General features: G+C 61.3%; 21 protein-coding genes. 12 read left to right on the top strand and 9 right to left on the bottom strand.

What is annotated here, in order from left to right:
- Positions 1-7: 7 nt before the first annotated feature.
- Positions 8-844, bottom strand: a complete 837-nt coding sequence (locus tag HBO23_RS27995; RefSeq protein ID WP_017137378.1) for a cache domain-containing protein — start codon at positions 842-844, stop codon at positions 8-10.
- 50 nt (positions 845-894) lie between these two features.
- Positions 895-1659, bottom strand: coding sequence for a transporter substrate-binding domain-containing protein (locus HBO23_RS27990; RefSeq protein ID WP_026013725.1), 765 nt, complete (start codon positions 1657-1659; stop codon positions 895-897).
- A gap of 333 nt (positions 1660-1992) precedes the next feature.
- Between HBO23_RS27990 and HBO23_RS27985 the strand changes: the two genes are divergently transcribed.
- The 5 genes from HBO23_RS27985 to HBO23_RS27965 all read left to right on the top strand — a co-directional run bounded on the left by HBO23_RS27985 (position 1993) and on the right by HBO23_RS27965 (position 6790).
- Complete coding sequence (locus HBO23_RS27985) at positions 1993-3363, top strand: glutamine synthetase family protein (RefSeq protein WP_170040557.1); 1371 nt, start codon at positions 1993-1995, stop codon at positions 3361-3363.
- A 240-nt stretch (positions 3364-3603) separates the two neighbouring features.
- Entirely contained in the window at positions 3604-4203 is a 600-nt protein-coding gene (locus tag HBO23_RS27980) for a class I SAM-dependent methyltransferase (RefSeq protein WP_017137381.1), read from the top strand.
- A gap of 122 nt (positions 4204-4325) precedes the next feature.
- A complete protein-coding gene (rnd, locus tag HBO23_RS27975) occupies positions 4326-5459 on the top strand; it encodes a ribonuclease D (protein ID WP_169985534.1) in 1134 nt (377 codons plus the stop codon).
- Positions 5456-5749: a YcgL domain-containing protein gene (locus HBO23_RS27970; RefSeq protein ID WP_017137383.1), complete on the top strand. Its 294-nt coding sequence runs from the start codon at positions 5456-5458 to the stop codon at positions 5747-5749. Before rnd ends, HBO23_RS27970 begins: the two co-directional genes overlap by 4 nt.
- Before the next feature lie 108 nt (positions 5750-5857).
- A complete protein-coding gene (locus HBO23_RS27965; RefSeq protein ID WP_017137384.1) occupies positions 5858-6790 on the top strand; it encodes a D-2-hydroxyacid dehydrogenase in 933 nt (310 codons plus the stop codon).
- Between the two features lie 152 nt (positions 6791-6942).
- On the opposite strand, the gene HBO23_RS27960 is transcribed toward HBO23_RS27965, so the two are convergent.
- A complete protein-coding gene (locus tag HBO23_RS27960; protein WP_017137385.1) occupies positions 6943-7527 on the bottom strand; it encodes a nitroreductase family protein in 585 nt (194 codons plus the stop codon).
- A 153-nt stretch (positions 7528-7680) separates the two neighbouring features.
- Here HBO23_RS27960 and HBO23_RS27955 point away from each other — a divergent pair, with 153 nt between their 5' ends.
- Together HBO23_RS27955 and HBO23_RS27950 are read left to right on the top strand one after the other, a co-directional pair.
- The gene (locus tag HBO23_RS27955; RefSeq protein WP_017137386.1) at positions 7681-8130 is read left to right on the top strand and encodes a YcgN family cysteine cluster protein; all 450 of its coding nucleotides are present in this window, start codon (positions 7681-7683) and stop codon (positions 8128-8130) included.
- Positions 8131-8143: 13 nt separating this feature from the next.
- On the top strand, positions 8144-9364 hold the full coding sequence (locus tag HBO23_RS27950) for a hypothetical protein (protein ID WP_017137387.1): 1221 nt from the start codon (positions 8144-8146) through the stop codon (positions 9362-9364).
- A 51-nt stretch (positions 9365-9415) separates the two neighbouring features.
- Here HBO23_RS27950 and HBO23_RS27945 read toward each other — a convergent pair whose 3' ends face one another.
- The 3 genes from HBO23_RS27945 to HBO23_RS27935 form a co-directional block, all read right to left on the bottom strand.
- Complete coding sequence (locus HBO23_RS27945; RefSeq protein WP_017137388.1) at positions 9416-9757, bottom strand: DUF2892 domain-containing protein; 342 nt, start codon at positions 9755-9757, stop codon at positions 9416-9418.
- A gap of 67 nt (positions 9758-9824) precedes the next feature.
- Complete coding sequence (locus HBO23_RS27940) at positions 9825-10292, bottom strand: RNA methyltransferase (protein WP_003189607.1); 468 nt, start codon at positions 10290-10292, stop codon at positions 9825-9827.
- A gap of 162 nt (positions 10293-10454) precedes the next feature.
- Complete coding sequence (locus HBO23_RS27935; RefSeq protein ID WP_003210675.1) at positions 10455-10829, bottom strand: YajD family HNH nuclease; 375 nt, start codon at positions 10827-10829, stop codon at positions 10455-10457.
- Between the two features lie 151 nt (positions 10830-10980).
- Here HBO23_RS27935 and HBO23_RS27930 point away from each other — a divergent pair, with 151 nt between their 5' ends.
- Positions 10981-11901 (top strand): ParB/Srx family N-terminal domain-containing protein, encoded by a 921-nt coding sequence (locus HBO23_RS27930; RefSeq protein WP_170040556.1) that lies wholly within the window; start codon positions 10981-10983, stop codon positions 11899-11901.
- Positions 11902-12057: 156 nt separating this feature from the next.
- On the opposite strand, the gene HBO23_RS27925 is transcribed toward HBO23_RS27930, so the two are convergent.
- The gene (locus tag HBO23_RS27925) at positions 12058-12744 is read right to left on the bottom strand and encodes a hypothetical protein (protein ID WP_099548662.1); all 687 of its coding nucleotides are present in this window, start codon (positions 12742-12744) and stop codon (positions 12058-12060) included.
- Positions 12745-12822: 78 nt separating this feature from the next.
- Between HBO23_RS27925 and HBO23_RS27920 the strand changes: the two genes are divergently transcribed.
- Entirely contained in the window at positions 12823-13107 is a 285-nt protein-coding gene (locus HBO23_RS27920; RefSeq protein WP_026013726.1) for a hypothetical protein, read from the top strand.
- On the opposite strand, the gene HBO23_RS27915 is transcribed toward HBO23_RS27920, so the two are convergent.
- Together HBO23_RS27915 and HBO23_RS27910 are read right to left on the bottom strand one after the other, a co-directional pair.
- Complete coding sequence (locus HBO23_RS27915; protein ID WP_017137392.1) at positions 13104-13577, bottom strand: cyclic nucleotide-binding domain-containing protein; 474 nt, start codon at positions 13575-13577, stop codon at positions 13104-13106. The two genes, HBO23_RS27920 and HBO23_RS27915, sit on opposite strands and share 4 nt — an antisense overlap.
- Positions 13578-13647: 70 nt before the next feature.
- Positions 13648-15690 carry a S9 family peptidase gene (locus tag HBO23_RS27910; protein ID WP_170040555.1) on the bottom strand — a complete coding sequence of 681 codons (2043 nt, stop codon included), beginning with the start codon at positions 15688-15690 and terminating at the stop codon, positions 13648-13650.
- A gap of 21 nt (positions 15691-15711) precedes the next feature.
- Between HBO23_RS27910 and HBO23_RS27905 the strand changes: the two genes are divergently transcribed.
- From HBO23_RS27905 to HBO23_RS27895, 3 genes are read left to right on the top strand one after another with little or no spacing between them, the layout of a single operon-like run.
- Complete coding sequence (locus HBO23_RS27905; protein WP_017137394.1) at positions 15712-16248, top strand: hypothetical protein; 537 nt, start codon at positions 15712-15714, stop codon at positions 16246-16248.
- Between the two features lie 30 nt (positions 16249-16278).
- The gene (locus tag HBO23_RS27900) at positions 16279-17055 is read left to right on the top strand and encodes a class II glutamine amidotransferase (RefSeq protein WP_017137395.1); all 777 of its coding nucleotides are present in this window, start codon (positions 16279-16281) and stop codon (positions 17053-17055) included.
- A gap of 11 nt (positions 17056-17066) precedes the next feature.
- Positions 17067-17609 (top strand): DUF2937 family protein, encoded by a 543-nt coding sequence (locus HBO23_RS27895; RefSeq protein WP_099548664.1) that lies wholly within the window; start codon positions 17067-17069, stop codon positions 17607-17609.
- Positions 17610-17740 lie beyond the last annotated feature (131 nt).

Genomic DNA, 17740 nt, shown 5'->3' with positions numbered 1-17740 from the left:
ACTCAGATCAGGGGCTGTAGTACCCAACCGCCACCATAAAATGCCCGGCCTTGCGCACGTACGCATGCTTGTTCTCAACCTTGTCGGTCACCGGGTTCTTCCAGCGGTACTTGTATTCCCCCTGATCCTGCTCGGCCATCAGCTTCAGAATGGGTTCACCCACCGGCTTGCCATCCGGGTCTTTGATCTTGCGAAAGTCGGTATTGACCAGTCGCAAGTTGGTGCCATGCGCCACATACCGCCCGGTGTTCAGATCGACCACAAACACATACAAATCATCCTGCAGAAACCCGCCCTGCAATGAGTTGATCGCCTTGAGCGTGCCTGCCTCATCCTTGACCAGCGCCTTCACAGCCTTGTTGCGCAACGCTCGGGCCTGTTCCGGTGTGGCCCGTGGCAGGTAGTAACCCACCGCCAGGATGCGTTCACCCACGCGCTGATAAAACACGTGCTTGTGCTCAACCTTGCCGTCGTTCCAGTTCTGCCAGCGGTAGTCGGCTTGTTGGATGCCCTGGCCTTCGGGCACGGTCAGCGCCTGTTTGAACGAAGCTTGCAGGTCTGGCCCGAGCACCTCGGACACATCACGGCCGATCAATGCGGAGGAAGGCCCGCCGCTGGCTAACAACACGCCCTTGGTGTCGACCACGAACACATAGCGGTCATGGTCGATAAACTCACCCTGGCGGCTGAACGCGGCGAAGGCTTTGTCGCCGTTGCTTTGGAAGTAAGTCACAGCCTTTTCCAGTAGAGCCTTGGCGGCCCGAGCGTCCTCATCCTGAGTGGTCGCGTGCACCTGGCTGAACCCCAACAGCAGCAGGCAGGTGAGTCGGAGCAATCCCTTCATTACCGATCCCTCGTTATGGTTGATGTGAGCACAGCGTAGACGGCTCCTGCTCAGGGCGCCGCCAGCCACTGATTGACGATGCCTTCATACACCCCGGTGGCCATGCTCAGGTGCAGCCACTGGTCGACGTAGCTTTTCCACGCCACATCATCGCGGGGCAGCAGGAAGGCCTTTTCGCTGTATTGCATCTGCCGCTCGGGGTTGACCGCACACAGCCCAGGTTTCTGTTTTTGCTGGAAGCGCGCTTCGCTGGCGTCGGTGATCATCACGTCGGCTTTGCCCGCCAGCAGTTCGTCGAAAATCGTCACGTTGTCATGCAGGCGGATTTGCGCCTTGGCCAGGTGGGCGCGGGCAAACACCTCGTTGGTGCCGCCCGCCGGCTCGATCACACGCACCTGCGGCTGGTTGATCTGCTCGACGCTCTGGTAGCGCTGTACATCGGCGCAGCGCACCAGCGGGATCTTGCCATCGACGCCGAGAGGCTGGCTGAAGAAGGCTTTTTTCTGGCGTTCCAACGACACCGAAATACCGCCCACCGCGATGTCGCAGCGCTGGGCGAGGAAGTCCGGCATCAGGGTTTTCCAGGTAGTGGGCACCCATTTGATGTTGGCGTTGAGGCTCTTGGCCAGGGACTCGGCCATGGCGATATCAATGCCTTCGTAGCGCCCATCGGCACGCAGCGAGGTGTAGGGCTTGTAGTCGCCGGTGGTGCAGACGGTGAGGGTGCCGTTTTGCAGTACCTCGTCCAGGCGTGAATCGGCCAGGGCGTGGGTGGCCACGCTTGCCAGTAAACAGAAGACCAGGGGAGCTTTCATGCGGTCGAATCCTTGGGGCATGCTCGGGTCGCCATTATTTCCAGCTATGCGCAGGGATGGCAATTGTTTAGCCAGGCTGCAACCAAACTCCGTCAACCCTGAATTGAACAACCTTTGTGGGCGTGTGACGCTGCCGGGCTTCTAACTCACTGTGAATCTCGCATGGACGGCTCCCCCGACACTCACCTCGCGACACTGCCGTCCGCGCTGGCCTTCTGGGCCTTGTTCCACTGCCGACACGCGCGCCCACCGGATACCTTTCTCTTACGTTGATCTGCCCCATGAATGACGCGCACCTGTGCGCCTGCCTGACGCAAACGTATGAGAGTTCCCATGAGTGTTTTTGCCAGCCTGCAAGAAGCCCAGTCTTTTCTTGAACAGCACCCGGACATCGAAATGTTCGAGTTGTATATCCTCGACAACAACGGCGTACCGCGCGGCAAGTTGCTGCACCGCGATGAGCTGCTGGCGGTGTATGAAAGTGGCCGCCCGTTGCCCAGTACTATCCTGGGCCTGACGATTAACGGCGACGACGTGGAAAACTCCGGGCTGGTGTGGGAAGTCGGCGATATCGACTGCCGCGCCTACCCGGTCAGCGGCAGCTTGCAGCGTATGCCGTGGCGCCTGATCCCCACAGCCGCCGTGCAAGTCAGCATGCACCCCACCGAAGGCTTGCCGGCCACCGTGGCTGACCCTCGGCATTTGCTGGCCAAGGTGATCGACGACCTCAAGGCCGACGGTTATTACCCGGTGATGGCGGCGGAGTTGGAGTTTTACCTGCTCGACCAGAAACCCGACAGCAACGGCCGCCCACAACCGGCACGGGATGTGGACGGCAATCGCCCGCGCTCGACCCAGGTGTACGGCCTGCGTGAGCTGGAGCAAATCGAGCCGTTCCTGGCCGACCTCTACAGCGCTTGCAAGCTGCAAGGCATTCCGGCGCGCACGGCGATTTCCGAGTATGCGCCGGGCCAGGTGGAAATCACCCTGGAACATCGCGCGGATGCCCTGCAAGCCATGGACGAAGCGGTGCGCTACAAGCGTCTGGTCAAGGGCGTGGCGCATAAGCACGCAATGACCGCCTGCTTTATGGCCAAGCCGTTCGATGACCTGGCGGGCACCGGCATGCACATGCATGTGAGCCTGGCGGATGCCCAGGGCAATAACCTGTTCGCCAGCGAGGCCGCCGATGGCACGCCGCTGCTGCGCCAGGCGGTGGGCGGCATGCTCAGCACCTTGCTCGATTCGCTGCTGATGTTTTGCCCGAATGCCAACTCTTATCGGCGCTTCCAGACCAACAGCTATGCGCCGCTGGCGGCCACCTGGGGCGTGGATAACCGCACCGTCAGCCTGCGCGTGCCGGGCGGGCCTGCCTATTCCCGGCATATCGAACACCGGATTTGCGGGGCCGACGCCAATCCTTACCTGGCGGCTGCCGCCATCCTGGCGGGTATTCACCGAGGCATTCGCGAACAGCGCGACCCCGGTGCGCCGGTGGAAGGTAACGGATACGCCCAGGCCAAGGAGTTGCTGCCCACTGACTGGCTGACCACCTTGCGTGCGCTGGAGGGTTCAAGCTGGGCGCGGGAGGCGTTTGGCAGTGAGTTTCTCGGCGTCTATTTGGCGGTGAAGCGTGAGGAATATCGTCAGTTCATGGGGGAGGTGGGCGAGCAGGATTGGCGCTGGTATCTGCATCAGGCGTGATCCGCTGGCAGCAGATTTGGATACACCGAAGAGCTGCTTTTCTGTGGGCGCTGGCTTGCCTGCGAAGGCATCAACTCGGTGTACCCGATGTACCGAGGTGCCAGCATCGCAGGCAAGCCAGCTCCCACAGTCGAACGTCGGTGTTTTACAGGCGTCACGGTTTCAACCTTTTTTTCACGTTGCAGTGGTTAAGCTGCGGATCAAGGTCGTTCACCACCGTTCCACCCACATGAGCCCGCGATGTCGCCACAACCTCCATCCTCTATCGAGATCGAATTCACCGAGCGCTGTGACCGCGAGCATGCGCAGGTCTGCGGTGACACGCGTCCGCCCGCGCTGCTCAAGCGTCTGGCGGCCTGGCGCGATGAACGGCTGGTGCGCCAAGCGTTGAAAGTGGCCGGTGAGCCTGGGTTGATCCTCGACCTGGCGTGTGGCTCCGGCCGGTTTTGGCCCGTGTTGGCCGAACACGTCAACCGGGTGATCCTGGCATCCGACAACTCCCAGGACATGCTCGACCATGCGCGCACCCATCACCCGGCGGCGTTGCTCAAACGGGTCAAAACGTTCCAGGGTTCGGCGTTTTCCATTGGCCTGTCGGCCAACGCCGTGGACTGTATTTTCTGTTTGGAACTGTTTCGTCATGTGCCCAGCAGCGACGTACGCATGGCGCTGTTGCGCGAATTTCACCGTGTCAGTCGCGACACAGTGATTGTCGCGGTGAGCTCGCGCACACCGGTGGAGGACGAATTCCGCCAGGCCGGTTTCAAGGTTCTCCATCAGCAGGAGTTCCTGCCGGGCTCCAAGCTGTGGCGTGTCTACGTCTTGCGTAAGAGAGGCTAAGTCCCGCCTGTCGGACTATTCTTCCTCTCTTGTCAGAGTTTTCATGATGGTGTGTGCACTGCGGATGCTCGCAAGTCCCTTTCGCGATATATACTGCGCGCCATTCTTCAAGGGAGAGCCGTGTGGCCATCGATATTCACTGGATCTGCGACAACGATAGCCTCGGCCAGCATTGCGCCGAATGGCAGCAGTTGCCATTCGTCGCCCTCGACACCGAATTCATGCGGGTCGACACCTTTTATCCCATTGCCGGGCTGATCCAGATCGGTGATGGCGTTCGCGCTTACCTGATCGACCCCCTGACCATCGATAACTGGCAACCCTTGGCCGCCTTGCTGGAGAACCCGGCGGTGATCAAGGTGGTGCACGCCTGCAGCGAAGACCTGGAAGTGTTGTTGCGCCTGACCGGCAGCCTGCCGGTGCCGTTGTTCGACACTCAATTGGCAGCGGCTTACCTGAACCTCGGTTTCTCCATGGGCTACTCGCGCCTGGTGCAGGCTGTACTCGACATCGAGCTGCCAAAGGGCGAAACCCGCTCGGACTGGCTGCAGCGGCCGTTGTCCGAGACCCAGGTGAGCTACGCCGCCGAAGACGCGGTGCACCTGGCCGAAGTCTATGTGCGCTTGCGCCCGCAGCTGTCGGATGACAAATATGTCTGGGTACTGGAAGACGGCGCCGAACTGGTGGCCAACCTGCGCCGCGAAGTCGACCCGTATGAGGTGTACCGTGACGCCAAGCTGGCGTGGAAACTCTCGCGTGCCCAGCTCGCCGTATTGCGTGAGCTGTGCGCCTGGCGCGAGCAGCAGGCCCGTGCCCGTGACCTGCCGCGCAACCGCATCATTCGCGAACACTCATTGTGGCCCTTGGCCAAATCCCAGCCGGATAACCTCGCTGCGCTGGGCAAGATCGAAGACATGCACCCGCGCACTGTGCGTCAGGACGGCCAGTTTCTGCTGGACCTGATCAAGCGCGCCGGCAGCGTGTCGATGGACCAGTGGCCGCCCGCCGTGGCTGAGCCGCTGCCGGTGGACGCTGCTGTGCTGATCAAGCAACTGCGCGCCCTCGGCCAGGCCGAGGCCGAGCGCCTGGAGATGGCGCCGGAACTGATGCTGCGCAAGAAAACCCTCGAAGCCCTGGTCAAGAGCGGCTACCCCGATGGGCCTTATACATTGCCAGACTCGCTGCGTGGCTGGCGCCGCGAGTTGATGGGCCAGGCGCTGCTCGACAGCCTGGCCACTGCCGGAGAACAGCCTTGAAACGTATTTGCTCCATTTATCGCAGCTTGAAAAAAGACGGGATGTACCTCTACGTGCTCAAAAGCGATGCGCTGGAGCGTGTGCCGGAACCCTTGATGACTGCCTTCGGCAAAGCCCATCTTGCATTCGAGATGATACTCACGCCCGAGCGCAAGTTGTCGCGCGAGGACATTACCGTGGTCCTGGAAAACCTCGACAAGCAGGGCTACCACCTGCAAATGCCACCGGCCGAGGACGAGTACATCGAGCACTTGCCCGAAGAGCTGCTGCGCCGCAACGACCCGATGTAATCGGTCAGTGCCCTGTCCAGGGCACATTCTTTTATGGACTCGTATTCGTTTGGCGGTGGCCGTAAGGAAGCGGGCGGCCGTCTGCACTGTTTTTGAAAGGTTTGAACCATGCGTGTTCTGATTGCTGAACAGGATCACCCGCTCTACGCCCAATTGCTGAGCGAAGCGGCCCCGGACCTTGAGGTGCTGACCAGCGGCGACTCGGCCGAACTGTCGCGCCTGGCCGCCGATTGCCCGGTTTGGCTGGGCCAGCCGGACCTGCTCGCCACCTTGCTGCGCCAGGGCCATAAGCCGCAATGGCTGCAATCGACCTGGGCGGGTATCACGCCGCTGCTGGCCGATGGCTTGCCGCGCGACTATCGCCTGACCCGCGCGGTCGGCATCTTTGGCCAGGTCATGGCCGAGTTCGTGCTCACCTATATGCTCGGCCATGAGCGCGAAGTGCTGGCGCGACTGGTCAGCCAGGTCGAGCGCAAGTGGGACAACCGCATGGGCCAAAGCCTGGCGGGACGCAAGGTGCTGGTGGTTGGCACCGGCGATATCGGCCAGAGCGTTGCTGATTTTTTGCTGCCGTTTGGCGTCAAGCTCTACGGGATTGCCAGCAGCGCGCGAGAACAGGCACCGTTTATCGAAGTGGCCGGGTTGGACCAACTGAGCCGGCTGGTGGGCGAGGTGGACTACGTGATCAACCTGCTGCCGAACACGCCTGATACCCATGATTTGTACAACGCGGCGCTGTTCAAGCAATTCAAGCCGACGGGGTTGTTTATCAACGTCGGGCGCGGCGTGGCGGTGGTCGATGCCGATTTGGTCGAGGCGCTTAAAGAGGGGCACTTGGCCGGTGCGGTGATCGACGTGTGCCGTCAGGAGCCTTTGCCGCAACGCCATCCGTTCTGGACCGCCTGGGGCTTGCTGTTGACCGGGCACAGTTCCGCGCCTACGTCGCCGGGGATGATGGTGGAATTGTTTGTGCAGAACCTGCGGGCTTATCAGGCCAAGGATGCACTGCGCGGGGAAGTCAGCTTCGAACGCGGCTATTAAACGTGTGAGCTGGGCTTATGTGGGAGCTGGCTTGCCTGCGATAGCATCACCTCGGTCTACCTGATTCACCGAGGTGCCTTCATCGCAGGCAAGCCAGCTCCCATACAAACCAGCTCCCACACAAGCCCGCACATATTGGATCTATGCAAGGCTTACAGGCTGAAATCACCCTCGGACACCAGTTCGCTCAGCGGCCGACGCGGGCTTGGCGCTTCACGACCTTGCAGGTACTCCGGCAAGCTCGACTTGTCCCCCAGCTTGCCCACGGCCACAGCCGCGTGCAGGGCATAACCTTCTGGAATCTTCAGCTCTTTGCGGGTCAGCTCCTGATCGAAACCGGCCATGCCGTGGGTGTGCCAGCCGCTGAGGCTGGCTTGCAGCGCCAGGTGGCCCCACGCCGAACCGGTGTCGAAGGTGTGCCACAGCGCCGGGGTTTCTTCGCTGGCGCCGGGGGCGGTAAAGTCGGTTTTTGAAGCGATGATCACCAGGGCCGACGCGTGTTGCGCCCAACCACGGTTGAATTCATTGAGCAACCCCAGGAAACGCTCCCAGTTCGGCGTGTCGCGGCGCGCGTAGAGAAAGCGCCATGGCTGCGAGTTGTAGGCCGACGGCGCCCAGCGTGCGGCTTCGAAGAAGCTCAGCAGCGTCTCCTGCGGGATGCTTTCGCCGGTAAAGGCGCGGGGCGACCAGCGTTCGGTGAACTGGGTGTGGATCGGGTAATCGGCAACGCGTGTCATGGGCAGTTCCTGATCGTCAATTCGGCCTTCAAAGCTACTGCGCGCCCACTAGACTGACAAGTGTTGTTACACCGCCAGTCGTAAGCGCTTGGCCCCAGGCGCCTTGGGCACTAGACTGGCGGCCTTTTCACCTTCCGATACTGATGTAGAGCCATGGCCGCCAAAGTCGAACCTTTCTGGATACGCAAAACCCTTGAACACCTCGACCAGGAGGAGTGGGAGTCGTTGTGCGACGGCTGTGGCCTGTGCTGCCTGCAAAAGCTTGAGGATGAAGAAGACAACAGCGTCTATTACACGCGCATCGCCTGCAAATTGCTCGACCTGAAAACCTGTCAGTGCAGCGACTACACCAACCGCCGCGCCTCGGTGCCCGATTGCATCCAGCTCACGCCGGGCCAGGCCGACCAGTTCAAATGGCTGCCGCCGACCTGCGGCTACCGCCTGGTCAGCGAACGCAAGGACTTGCCGCTGTGGCATCACCTGGTGTGTGGCGACCGCGATGCTGTGCACCATGAACGCATTTCCCAGTCCGGGCGCATGCTCGCCGAAGGCAGCGTGCCCGAAGATGACTGGGAGGATTACCTGATCTTCCGCGCAGGCTGAAAAAGGAGTGTGTATGAGGGTGGCAACCCGGCTGGCGGCATCCTTGGTGCTGCTGGCACTGAGCCTGCCTGCGTGGTGCGCGAAGAAAGTCGACCTCGATTATCACGTCAAGCTGCTGCCCCAGAGTGATCAGGCCGAGGTCCGCGTGAGCCTGTCCCAGGGCTCGGCTGTGCGCAGCCTGAACTTCGACCTGGGCCGTGACGGCGACTACAGTGACTTCAAGGCCGACGGCCAATGGCAGGTCACCGGCAGCCGTGGCCTGTGGCAACCCAGCGCCGACAAAGCCAGCCTGACTTACCGCGTGCGCCTCGCCCATGCGCGCAAGGCGGGCGTGTATGAGGCGCGGATGACGCCGAGCTGGGCGCTGTTTCGCGGCGAAGACCTGGTGCCGGTTGCGCGGCTGGACCAGCAGGACGGTACCGAGTTGGTGTCGCGCCTGATGTTTGAATTGCCGGCCGGCTGGAAGAGCGTCGAAACCGCCTGGCCGCGTATCGGCAAGCACAAATTCCGTATCGACAATGTGTCCCGCCTGTTCGACCGGCCTACCGGCTGGATGCTCGCTGGCAGCCTCGGCAGTCGTCGCGTGCGCCTGGGTGAAACCGACGTCACCGTGGCCTCGCCCAAGGGGCAGGCCATGCGCCGGATGGACGTGCTGACGCTGCTGACGTTCGTCTGGCCGCAAGTCGAAGCCGCACTGCCACGCCATCCTGCCAAGCTGTTGATCGTCGGCGCCAGCGACCCGATGCGCCGTGGCGCTTTCTCATCGCGCGATTCGATTTACCTTAACAGCCGCACGCCGCTGATCAGCGAAAACGGCAGCAGCCCGTTGCTGCGCGAAGTGGTGCAAGCCATTGGCCGTTTTAACGACCACGATACCAGTGACTGGATCAGCGAAGGGTTGGGCGAGTATTACGCCATTGAACTGCTGCGGCGTGCCGGCGGCATTACCGATGAGCGGTATGCGGCGATACAGACGCGGTTGGCCAAGGAAGGCAAGGGCGTGATCAGCCTGCGCGGCAATCAAGTCAACGCTGCGACCGTGGCGCGGGCGGTGCTGGTGTTGCAGGAGCTGGACCGCGAGATCCGCGTAAAGACCCACAACAAACGTTCGCTGGATGATCTGGCGCAGGCGGTGATGCGGGCGAACAGTGTTAATACGGCGCAGTTTGTGCAGTTGGCTGAAAGTGTGATCGGCGAGTCGTCGGTGGTGCTGGACAACAAATTATTGCGTTGACCCAAAACAACTGTGGGAGCTGGCTCCCACAGTTGATTGGGGTTGGCCGGGCTATTTAGTGGCTTTCTCTGCCGCCACTTCAGCCTTGGTCTTCAAGTTCTTCAACTCTTCGCCCGCGCGTTCGATCTTGGTGCGCACACTGTTCATTTCCTGGCGGCCTTGCTCCAGCTTGTCCTTGAGCGAGCTGTGCCCGGTCACGCCGCGCACCAGCGCCACGCCACCAATCGCCACCTGGATCAGCCCGAAGATGCCGCCACGGCGCAGGCCTTTGCCGACCATCATCACACCGCCGGCCACCGAAAGAATGCGTTCCGACCCGTGTACGTTTTGCTCGCTTTTGGGGGCTGGCTGCAGGTGTTCGATGATAGGTCGCAGGGTTTTGCTGTCGCTCATGGTTTGTCTCCAACAAAGGCAAGTGTAAGTAGCTGACTGTTTGCAGGCGCCGGATGTTCCCGAAATATCAGTACTTGGGGCCTGAGCGGGTGTTGTTGCCCTTGGCCAGACGGTCGTACAGCACCACATTGACGGTGGCTGCAAGGTTCATGCAGCCGGTGGTCGGGATGTACACCACGTCTTCACACCAGTCGCGGATCTCTTTGTCCAGCGAGCCGTCTTCGGGGCCGAAGATGTACAGCGCGCGGTCCGGGTGCGTGTATTCGGGCAGCGGGCGGGCGCCTTCCACCAGCTCCACGGCGACCGGGATACAGCCCAGCGGCAGGATCTTTTTCAAGTCATCGATGCCGATCAACGGAATGTCGTGGTGGACCTTCTTGGTGTCGGTGATGAAGTCCCGGGCGCGCTCGTAACGCACGCCGGTGTAAAACACCGAGGCCACGCCGTAGCAGCCGGCGGCGCGCATCACCGAGCCGACGTTTTCGGGGGATTTGGGGTTATACAGACCGATGCAGCTGTAGCGTTTATTGCCCACGGGGAAGGGTGCCTTGGAGGAAAACCGCGATTATACGGCCTTGGAGGCATGTGTTGCTTGGGCGATCGCTATCGCGGGCAAGCCCGGCTCCCACACTTGGAATGCATTCCCCTGTGGGAGCTGGCTTGCCTGCGATGAGGCCCGCACAGACAAAGAAGGGCTTCAGTCGTCCTTTTTCATCAACCCCGCCAACGCCGCAAACGGGTTGTGCGTCGCCTTGGCAATCGTCGGGCTGCTGGTGGAGCCTTCGCCGAAATACTGCTGGTCGGTGTAGCGCGAGTGTTCGTTGTCGTGGCAGTACAGGCACAGCAACTCCCAGTTGGAACCGTCCTGGGGGTTGTCATCATGATTGTGGTTGCGATGGTGTACGGTCAGTTCGCTCAAGCGTTTGCCGGCAAACTCACGGGCACAGCGGCCGCACACGTGCGGGTACATCTTCAAGGCTTTGTCGCGGTAGCCCATTTCCCGGTCGCGCTGGGCATCGGCGAGGATGCGGTCCAGCTTGGCGGTGTGGGAGGGCGGGTTGGTCGAGCTCATCATGGCTCCTGGCTATTTGGGGGTTCACGGATAGGGTTGATTCTAGCCGCTCGCGAGGCAAATGACCGCTGGCTTTTTCAGCCGCGGTACAGCTGCGCTTGAGCGAACGTTTGTAGTATCGGCATATTCACTTCACAAGGATCTGAAACCTATGCGTGTGTACACATGGATCGCAGCCCTGCTGCTCAGCGTGCTGGCCGCTCAAGCCCAGGCGTTCTCCTTACCCAAGCCCGGCCAGGTGATCGAGGTGGCCCTTGAGCAACTGCACCCGACCCAGGCCGTGGTGGGCTTTGACCAGATCTACTACAGCCTGGGGCTGTTCGCCGACAAACCGGCCAAGGTGTTCGACGAATACTGCGAAACCAACGGCCAGGGCGCCGCCGACAACGTGCCGAAGAAAGCCGACCTGCACCAACCCGATAGTTTCACCTGCAAAGACCCGGTGGGCACCCACCCCGACGACATGAAAACCGTGGTGGTCGGCCCCGGTGGCCAGTTGTACCTGACCGACGGTCACCACAGTTTCACTACCTTGTGGGAAGTGCCCGGCGGCGGCCCGCAACTGAAAATGTGGGTCAAGGTAACCGATGACTTCAGCAACAGTGCCGACATGAACACCTTCTGGCAGCGCATGGAAGCGGCCCGCAAGGTCTGGCTCAAGGACAATCAAGGCCAGACCCTGCCGCCGCAACAGCTGCCTGCGCACCTGGGCTTCAAGAACCTGCAGGACGACACGTTTCGCAGCCTGGTGTATTTCACCCGTAAGGCCGCCTACGGCAAGCCGGACGATGGCGCGATTGCGCCGGAATTCCTGGAGTTCTACTGGGGCAACTGGCTGCGTACGCAGATTGATTTGAAGGCGTACAACTTGAACAAAAAGGGCGGCTATAAGGACGCGATTGAGGCGGTTGCCAAGCGCATGGTCAGCCTGGCGCCGGGTTCGCAGGTGGGGAGCAGCGGTTTTACTGCCAGGCAACTGGGCGGTATGACCCAACTGGACCAGGGCGAGCTGGACAAGACCTTTGAGAAAAAAGTGCCGTATGTGATCGACTATCGAAAATCCCGGGGCTGACACGGGACCAAAATGTGGGAGCTGGCTTGCCTGCGATGCTGGCACCTCGGTGATTCAGGTAGACCGCGGTGATGCTATCGCAGGCAAGCCAGCTCCCACACAAGCCAGCTCCCACACCAGCGGGCTCCTACAGGTTTTTTTTTGTGTCAGCGGGCCTCAGCCCTTGAGCTTCTCGGCAATCCAGATGGTATGCCGGGTGCCCTTGTTGCCATGGGCGAACACCTGCACTTCCTCGGCCTTGAACCCGGCCTTGCGCAGTTTGTCGCTGAACAGCTTGTCGGCGCTGGCTGACCACACCGCCAGCACGCCTTTAGGCCGCAGCGCTTTGGCACACGCGGCCAGGCCACCGGCCGAATACAGCCAACTGTTGGCTTTTTGCGTCAGGCCTTCGGGGCCGTTGTCCACATCCAGCATGATCGCGTCAAAGCCTTGCGGCTCGGCCTGCAGCACCTTGGCCACGTCTTCCATGCGGATCACCGTGCGTGGGTCCAGCAGCGGGCGGCCGGATTTTTCCCCCAGTGGGCCACGGTTCCATTCCACTACGCCAGGCACCAATTCCGCTACCACCACTTCAGCGCCCTTGCCCAAATGCTTGAGTGCCGAGGCCAGGGTAAAGCCCATGCCCAGGCCGCCGATCAGCACCCGCGAACCCGGCCGACCGGCGACTTTACGGCAAGGAATCTCCGCCAGCGCGTCTTCGGAACCATGCATGCGCGTGTTCATCAACTGGCCGCCGTCACCGCCCTGGATCTTGATGACAAAATCCTCGCCGTATTCGAACAGGCACAAGGCACCGCCGTTGTCGGGGATTGGGGTGGTGTCGAGCAGAACGAAACGTTTCATGGAAATCTCATTGGGAAGGGCATTCTTGCGCGGTTGGGAGTAGCCTTACGACATTCCGGTCAGGCCATGGAGCCATCGATGAAGTGCAGCATTCTAACGGTCATTGCGTTGAGCGCGCTCACATTGGGTGCGGCGCAGGCGCAAGAGGCGCAAACCGTGCCCGTGGCGCCTACGCCAACCCCCGGTGCGCCGGGCACGCCGACGCCCACCTTGTACCCGCAAGTCACTCCGCCCGTGGCGCCCAAAACCACCGCGAACGGCTCACCGGCGCTGGTGCCGATTGTGTTGCCAACGCCGCCCAAGGATCAGACGGTGCCTGGCCTGCTGCAAAATGACAGCAAGCCGAAGACGCCCGGCGGTTAAAATTGCTGGGACAGTAATTGCCCGTCGGCCATGCGCAGGCGCTTGGACAAGGCAATCGCAATCGCGCGAATGATCTTGGCCGCTACCCTGGGGGCTTCGTTGAGCATTTTTTCCAGCGCATCTTTGCCCAGGTTCAACAGCACGCAATCACTGGCGGCCACGCAACTGGCGGAGCGCCGCTCGCCGTCAAGCACGGCCATCTCGCCAAAAGCCCGGCCACTGCGCAGGGTGGCGATGGTCAGGCGCTGGCCGGTGTGATTGGTTTTTTGCACGGCCACCTGGCCGCTGTGCAGGATGCACATGAAGGTGCCCGCATCGCCCTCGAGGAAAATCACCTCATCGCGGGCAATGCTGCTGATATTGAAGTAGCCGGCGGCCACGTGAAAATCTTCCGGTAACAGCGGGTCGAACAGGCCGCAATCCATGAGCATGTCGCGGATTTCGTTGTTCATCAGAGTCGGTAGTGGCATAGCTGCAATCTTGGTCCATCAATCAAGTCGGGCGGTCTTGTGTTCAGACAGGACCGCCTTGCTAAGTTCCTTAAACGAGCCCCAGGGCCTTGAAGACAAATCCATATTCGAGCGCTACGTCACGTAATCCCTGGTAACGCCCGCTCATCCCGCCATGGCCGGCACCGAGTTCAGTCTTGAGCAGCAACAGGTTGTGGTCGGTTTTGGTGTCGCGCAATTTGGCCACCCACTTGGCCGCTTCCCAATACTGCACGCGGCTGTCGTTGTAGCCGGCAATCACCAGCATGTGCGGGTAAGCCTGGGCCTGGACGTTTTCATAGGGCGCGTAGGCCTTGATGCGTTCATACACCTCGGGCTCTTGCGGGTTGCCCCACTCGTCGTACTCGGTAATGGTCAGCGGCAGTTCCGGGTCGAGCATGGTGTTGAGCACGTCGACGAACGGCACTTCGGCAATCGCCGCCTGGAACAGCTCCGGGCGTTGATTGAGCACCGCGCCGATCAACAGGCCGCCGGCACTGCCGCCGCTGATAGCCAGCTGCTTGGAGGTGGTCAGCCCTTCGGCGATCAAGTGCTCGGCGCAGGCGATAAAGTCGCTGAACGTGTTCTGTTTGTGTTCCTGCTTGCCATTGCGGTACCAGGCTTCACCCAGCTCACCGCCGCCGCGTACATGCGCGATGGCAAATGCCACGCCACGCTCCAGCAAACTCAGGCGCGCATGGGAAAACCAAGGGTCGAGGCTTGAGCCGTAGGCGCCGTAGCCATAGAGGTACAGCGGCGTGGGTTGGCCAAGCTGATCACGCTTGACCACCAGGCTGATCGGCACCTGAGTGCCATCTGCAGAAGTCGCCCACAGCCGTTGGCTGACATAATCGTCGGCGTTGAACACACCGAGTACCGGGGTTTCCTTGAGCACCACCTGCGCGCCGCTGGCCAGTTCAAGCTGGCGCACCTGGGCCGGACGGTTCAGGGCTTCATAACGCAGGCGGATCTTGTCGCTGGCAAATTCCAGGCTGTTCTGCACGTAAAGGCTGTAGGCGGCGTCAGGCAATTCCACGCGGTAGGCGCTCGAACCCTGCGGGTGCACTTCGATCACCGGCAGGCCGCCGATACGCAGACTCAAGGTCATGGCGCTGGCATTGAGGGTCACGCCGTCGAGCATCACGTCATCGCTGTGGGGGACCAGGTTCTGCCATTGATCCTCGCTTGGCACACTGCCAGTGTCGGCGGCGATGAACAGCGCATAGTTGATGCCGTCACGGTTGCTGCGGATAAACCAGGTCCATTGGTCATCCAGCATGCCGTGGTCGACATCGTATTCATGGTCTTCGACCCGTGGCGCCAGGCAGGTGAAAGCCTGCTGTGGCTGGTCGGCGTCCAGCGCCCAGATTTCGCTGGTGGTCTTGCTGCCCAGGGCCAGCAGCAATTGGCGCTCGGAGCTGGAGCGGTAGCAATGCAGGAAGAACCGCCCGTCGGGCTCGTGGAACACTTCCTGCGCTGCCGTGCCATCCAGGCGGTAGCGGTAAAGCTTGTGCGGGCGATGGGTGTCGTCCAGTTCGCCGAAGAACAGCGTCAGGCTGTCGTTGGCCCAGGTCATGCTGCCGTCGCAGTCTTCAAACTCCAGTTCGCTGACCTTGCCGGTGGCCAATTCCTTCACGTACAGGGTGTAAATCTCTTCACCGCTGGTGTCGAGGCTGTAAGCCAGGCGCAGGTGGTCGGGGCTGATGCTGAACGCGCCCAGGGAGAAAAAGCCGCCGTTTGCCAGCACATTCGGGTCCAGCAGCAATTCTTCGCTGCTTTCGTCCACCGTGTTGCTGTCATCCGCCGGGCGACGGCAGCGGTAGTGGCGGGCGTATTCATCACCGGCGGTGGTGCGTGTGTAATACAGGTACGGGCCCCACGGCGAAGGCAACGACAGGTCGGTTTCCAGGATGCGGCCCTTGATTTCTTCGAACAGGCTTTGACGCAGGGCTTGCTGGCCGGCGAGCTGGTCTTCCTGCCAGGCGTTTTCGGCTTTGAGGTAATCGAGGACTTCAGGTGTGTCACGTTCCTGCAGCCAGGCATACGGGTCCGGGCCTTGGGCCTTGCGGGCGATCGGGGCAGTCGATATAGGCATGGATCACTCTCTGTCTGGCGGATGGTGGCAGGCATTGCAGCCGAGACACGCAAAAGCCGTTATCATAGCCGCCTCTTTGCCAGCCTTGCCATGGACACCATGACCGAGAACGACTATCTGACCGCTTGGGGCCTTTACGCCTTCGCCGCTTTGGGCTGCCTGTTGGTGTGGTGGCGCATGACCCGCTGGATCTGGCGCTGGCTGCGTGAGCCGCTGCAATTGTTGATGGCGGTGTTGCTGTTCAGCCCGACCATCGTCGACCCGGTCAAGACCCAGTTTGCGCCAGCCGTGGCCATTACCGCCCTGGACCTGGTGCTGCACGTGGGCAATAACGCCTGGCGGGCCATCTCCGACCTGTTCATGTACACGATGATTGCGTTTGGCGTGTATATCGTGTTCGTGTTGATCCGCTGGCCCATCGAGCGTGCCGCCAACGCCCGCCGTGAGCGCAAGGCCGCCGCCGACGCCGCACTGGCCGCCGAGCCGGTAGACGAAGACGACGAACCTTTCCGTCGCCCGCCGCCTGCCGGCAATCTGCGGGTTGAGCCGCGTCTTTAACGTTGTAAGCCCTGCAGCGAGAGCCCTGGCATGTGTGAATTATTGGGCATGAGTGCCAACGTCCCCACCGATATCGTGTTCAGCTTTACCGGGCTGATGCAGCGGGGCGGGCGTACCGGCCCCCACCGCGACGGTTGGGGTATCGCGTTTTACGAAGGCCGTGGCCTGCGGCTGTTCCAGGACCCGGCCGCGAGCAGCGAGTCGGAAGTCGCCCTGCTGGTGCAGCGTTATCCAATCAAAAGTGAAGTGGTGATTGGCCATATCCGCCAGGCCAATGTGGGCAAGGTGAGCCTGGCCAACACTCACCCGTTCGTGCGTGAACTGTGGGGCCGTAACTGGTGCTTTGCGCATAACGGCCAATTGGCCGACTTCAACCCGCGCGCCACGTTCTACCGGCCGGTGGGCGACACCGACAGCGAAGCGGCGTTCTGCGACCTGCTCAATCGCGTTCGCGAAGCCTTTCCGGAGCCGGTGGAGATCGAGCAGGTGCTGCCGGACCTGATCGCCGCCTGCGCCGAATACCGCAGCAAAGGCGTGTTCAACTGCCTGCTCAGCGACGGCGACTGGCTGTTTTGCTACTGCTCGACCAAACTGGCGCAGATTACCCGGCGCGCACCGTTTGGCCCGGCGCGTTTGAAAGATGTCGACGTGATCGTCGATTTTCAGGCCGAAACCACGCCTGATGACGTAGTCACGGTGATCGCCACCGAGCCCTTGACCGACAATGAAAACTGGACCCGCTACGAACCGGGCCAATGGAGCCTGTGGCGACGCGGTGAATGCGTCAGCCAAGGCGTTACCGAGTAAGGATATCGACCATGTTGCTCAGTTATCTGCGGTTGGTGCTGTTTGCCATTGGCTTGTTGGTCGGCGTGCAAGTGCCGGGGTTTATCAACGACTACGCCAAGCGCGTTGAAGCCCATTTGATCGAAGCCCAGACCGGCCTGCGCGGCTTTGATGCCACGGCGCAGCAGTTCTTCAATGGGGACTTGCAGGCGTTGGTGGCCCATTACCGCGCCAGTGATGACCCGGTGTTTCGCAGCGATGCCAACAGCCTGGGCACTTTGCTCGATCGTCAGGTGGCGTTGGACAAGCAGTTCCAGGCCATGCAAGGCCCGTGGTACATCCGCGCGCTGCAAGTGGCGGTGGCTGCCGACCCGGATATCCGCCTGGAAACCTGGAATGGCTACAGCTACCAGATTTTGCTGACGCCTGAGGCGATGGGCTGGGGTTTGGGCGGGGCGATGCTGTTGTCGTTCGGCATCGAATGCCTGTTCCGCCTGATCGACTGGGTGGTGTTGGGCGGCAAGCGCCTGCGCCAGAGCCGGCCGATCGAAGAGCGCGACCTTAAAGGCCTCTAAAGATGATCGTTCCCACGCTCTGCGTCACTAGTGTCCGGTAAAAACCAAAGGGGGAGCTTGCTCCCCCTTGTTGTTCGCGACTGTCAGTCATAATCGGATTTTTCAGACTCGATTTTGACCCATGTTTACCA

It is taken from the genome of Pseudomonas sp. WS 5532, from assembly GCF_012985445.1.
Taxonomy (GTDB): domain Bacteria; phylum Pseudomonadota; class Gammaproteobacteria; order Pseudomonadales; family Pseudomonadaceae; genus Aquipseudomonas; species Aquipseudomonas edaphica.
This window is presented reverse-complemented; position numbering and strand designations above follow the sequence as displayed.

Excerpts from the sequence above, each read along its gene's own strand:
- HBO23_RS27925 (WP_099548662.1), bottom strand. The coding sequence starts at position 12,744 with ATGAAACGTTTCGTTCTGCTCGACACCACCCCAATCCCCGACAACGGC.
- HBO23_RS27900 (WP_017137395.1), top strand. The coding sequence starts at position 16,279 with ATGTGTGAATTATTGGGCATGAGTGCCAACGTCCCCACCGATATCGTG.
- HBO23_RS27965 (WP_017137384.1), top strand. The coding sequence starts at position 5,858 with ATGCGTGTTCTGATTGCTGAACAGGATCACCCGCTCTACGCCCAATTG.
- HBO23_RS27980 (WP_017137381.1), top strand. The coding sequence starts at position 3,604 with ATGTCGCCACAACCTCCATCCTCTATCGAGATCGAATTCACCGAGCGC.
- HBO23_RS27905 (WP_017137394.1), top strand. The coding sequence starts at position 15,712 with ATGGTGGCAGGCATTGCAGCCGAGACACGCAAAAGCCGTTATCATAGC.
- HBO23_RS27960 (WP_017137385.1), bottom strand. The coding sequence starts at position 7,527 with ATGACACGCGTTGCCGATTACCCGATCCACACCCAGTTCACCGAACGC.
- HBO23_RS27995 (WP_017137378.1), bottom strand. The coding sequence starts at position 844 with ATGAAGGGATTGCTCCGACTCACCTGCCTGCTGCTGTTGGGGTTCAGC.
- HBO23_RS27930 (WP_170040556.1), top strand. The coding sequence starts at position 10,981 with ATGCGTGTGTACACATGGATCGCAGCCCTGCTGCTCAGCGTGCTGGCC.
- HBO23_RS27985 (WP_170040557.1), top strand. The coding sequence starts at position 1,993 with ATGAGTGTTTTTGCCAGCCTGCAAGAAGCCCAGTCTTTTCTTGAACAG.
- HBO23_RS27945 (WP_017137388.1), bottom strand. The coding sequence starts at position 9,757 with ATGAGCGACAGCAAAACCCTGCGACCTATCATCGAACACCTGCAGCCA.
- HBO23_RS27955 (WP_017137386.1), top strand. The coding sequence starts at position 7,681 with ATGGCCGCCAAAGTCGAACCTTTCTGGATACGCAAAACCCTTGAACAC.
- HBO23_RS27910 (WP_170040555.1), bottom strand. The coding sequence starts at position 15,690 with ATGCCTATATCGACTGCCCCGATCGCCCGCAAGGCCCAAGGCCCGGAC.
- HBO23_RS27915 (WP_017137392.1), bottom strand. The coding sequence starts at position 13,577 with ATGCCACTACCGACTCTGATGAACAACGAAATCCGCGACATGCTCATG.
- HBO23_RS27920 (WP_026013726.1), top strand. The coding sequence starts at position 12,823 with ATGAAGTGCAGCATTCTAACGGTCATTGCGTTGAGCGCGCTCACATTG.
- HBO23_RS27990 (WP_026013725.1), bottom strand. The coding sequence starts at position 1,659 with ATGAAAGCTCCCCTGGTCTTCTGTTTACTGGCAAGCGTGGCCACCCAC.
- HBO23_RS27895 (WP_099548664.1), top strand. The coding sequence starts at position 17,067 with ATGTTGCTCAGTTATCTGCGGTTGGTGCTGTTTGCCATTGGCTTGTTG.
- HBO23_RS27950 (WP_017137387.1), top strand. The coding sequence starts at position 8,144 with ATGAGGGTGGCAACCCGGCTGGCGGCATCCTTGGTGCTGCTGGCACTG.
- HBO23_RS27935 (WP_003210675.1), bottom strand. The coding sequence starts at position 10,829 with ATGAGCTCGACCAACCCGCCCTCCCACACCGCCAAGCTGGACCGCATC.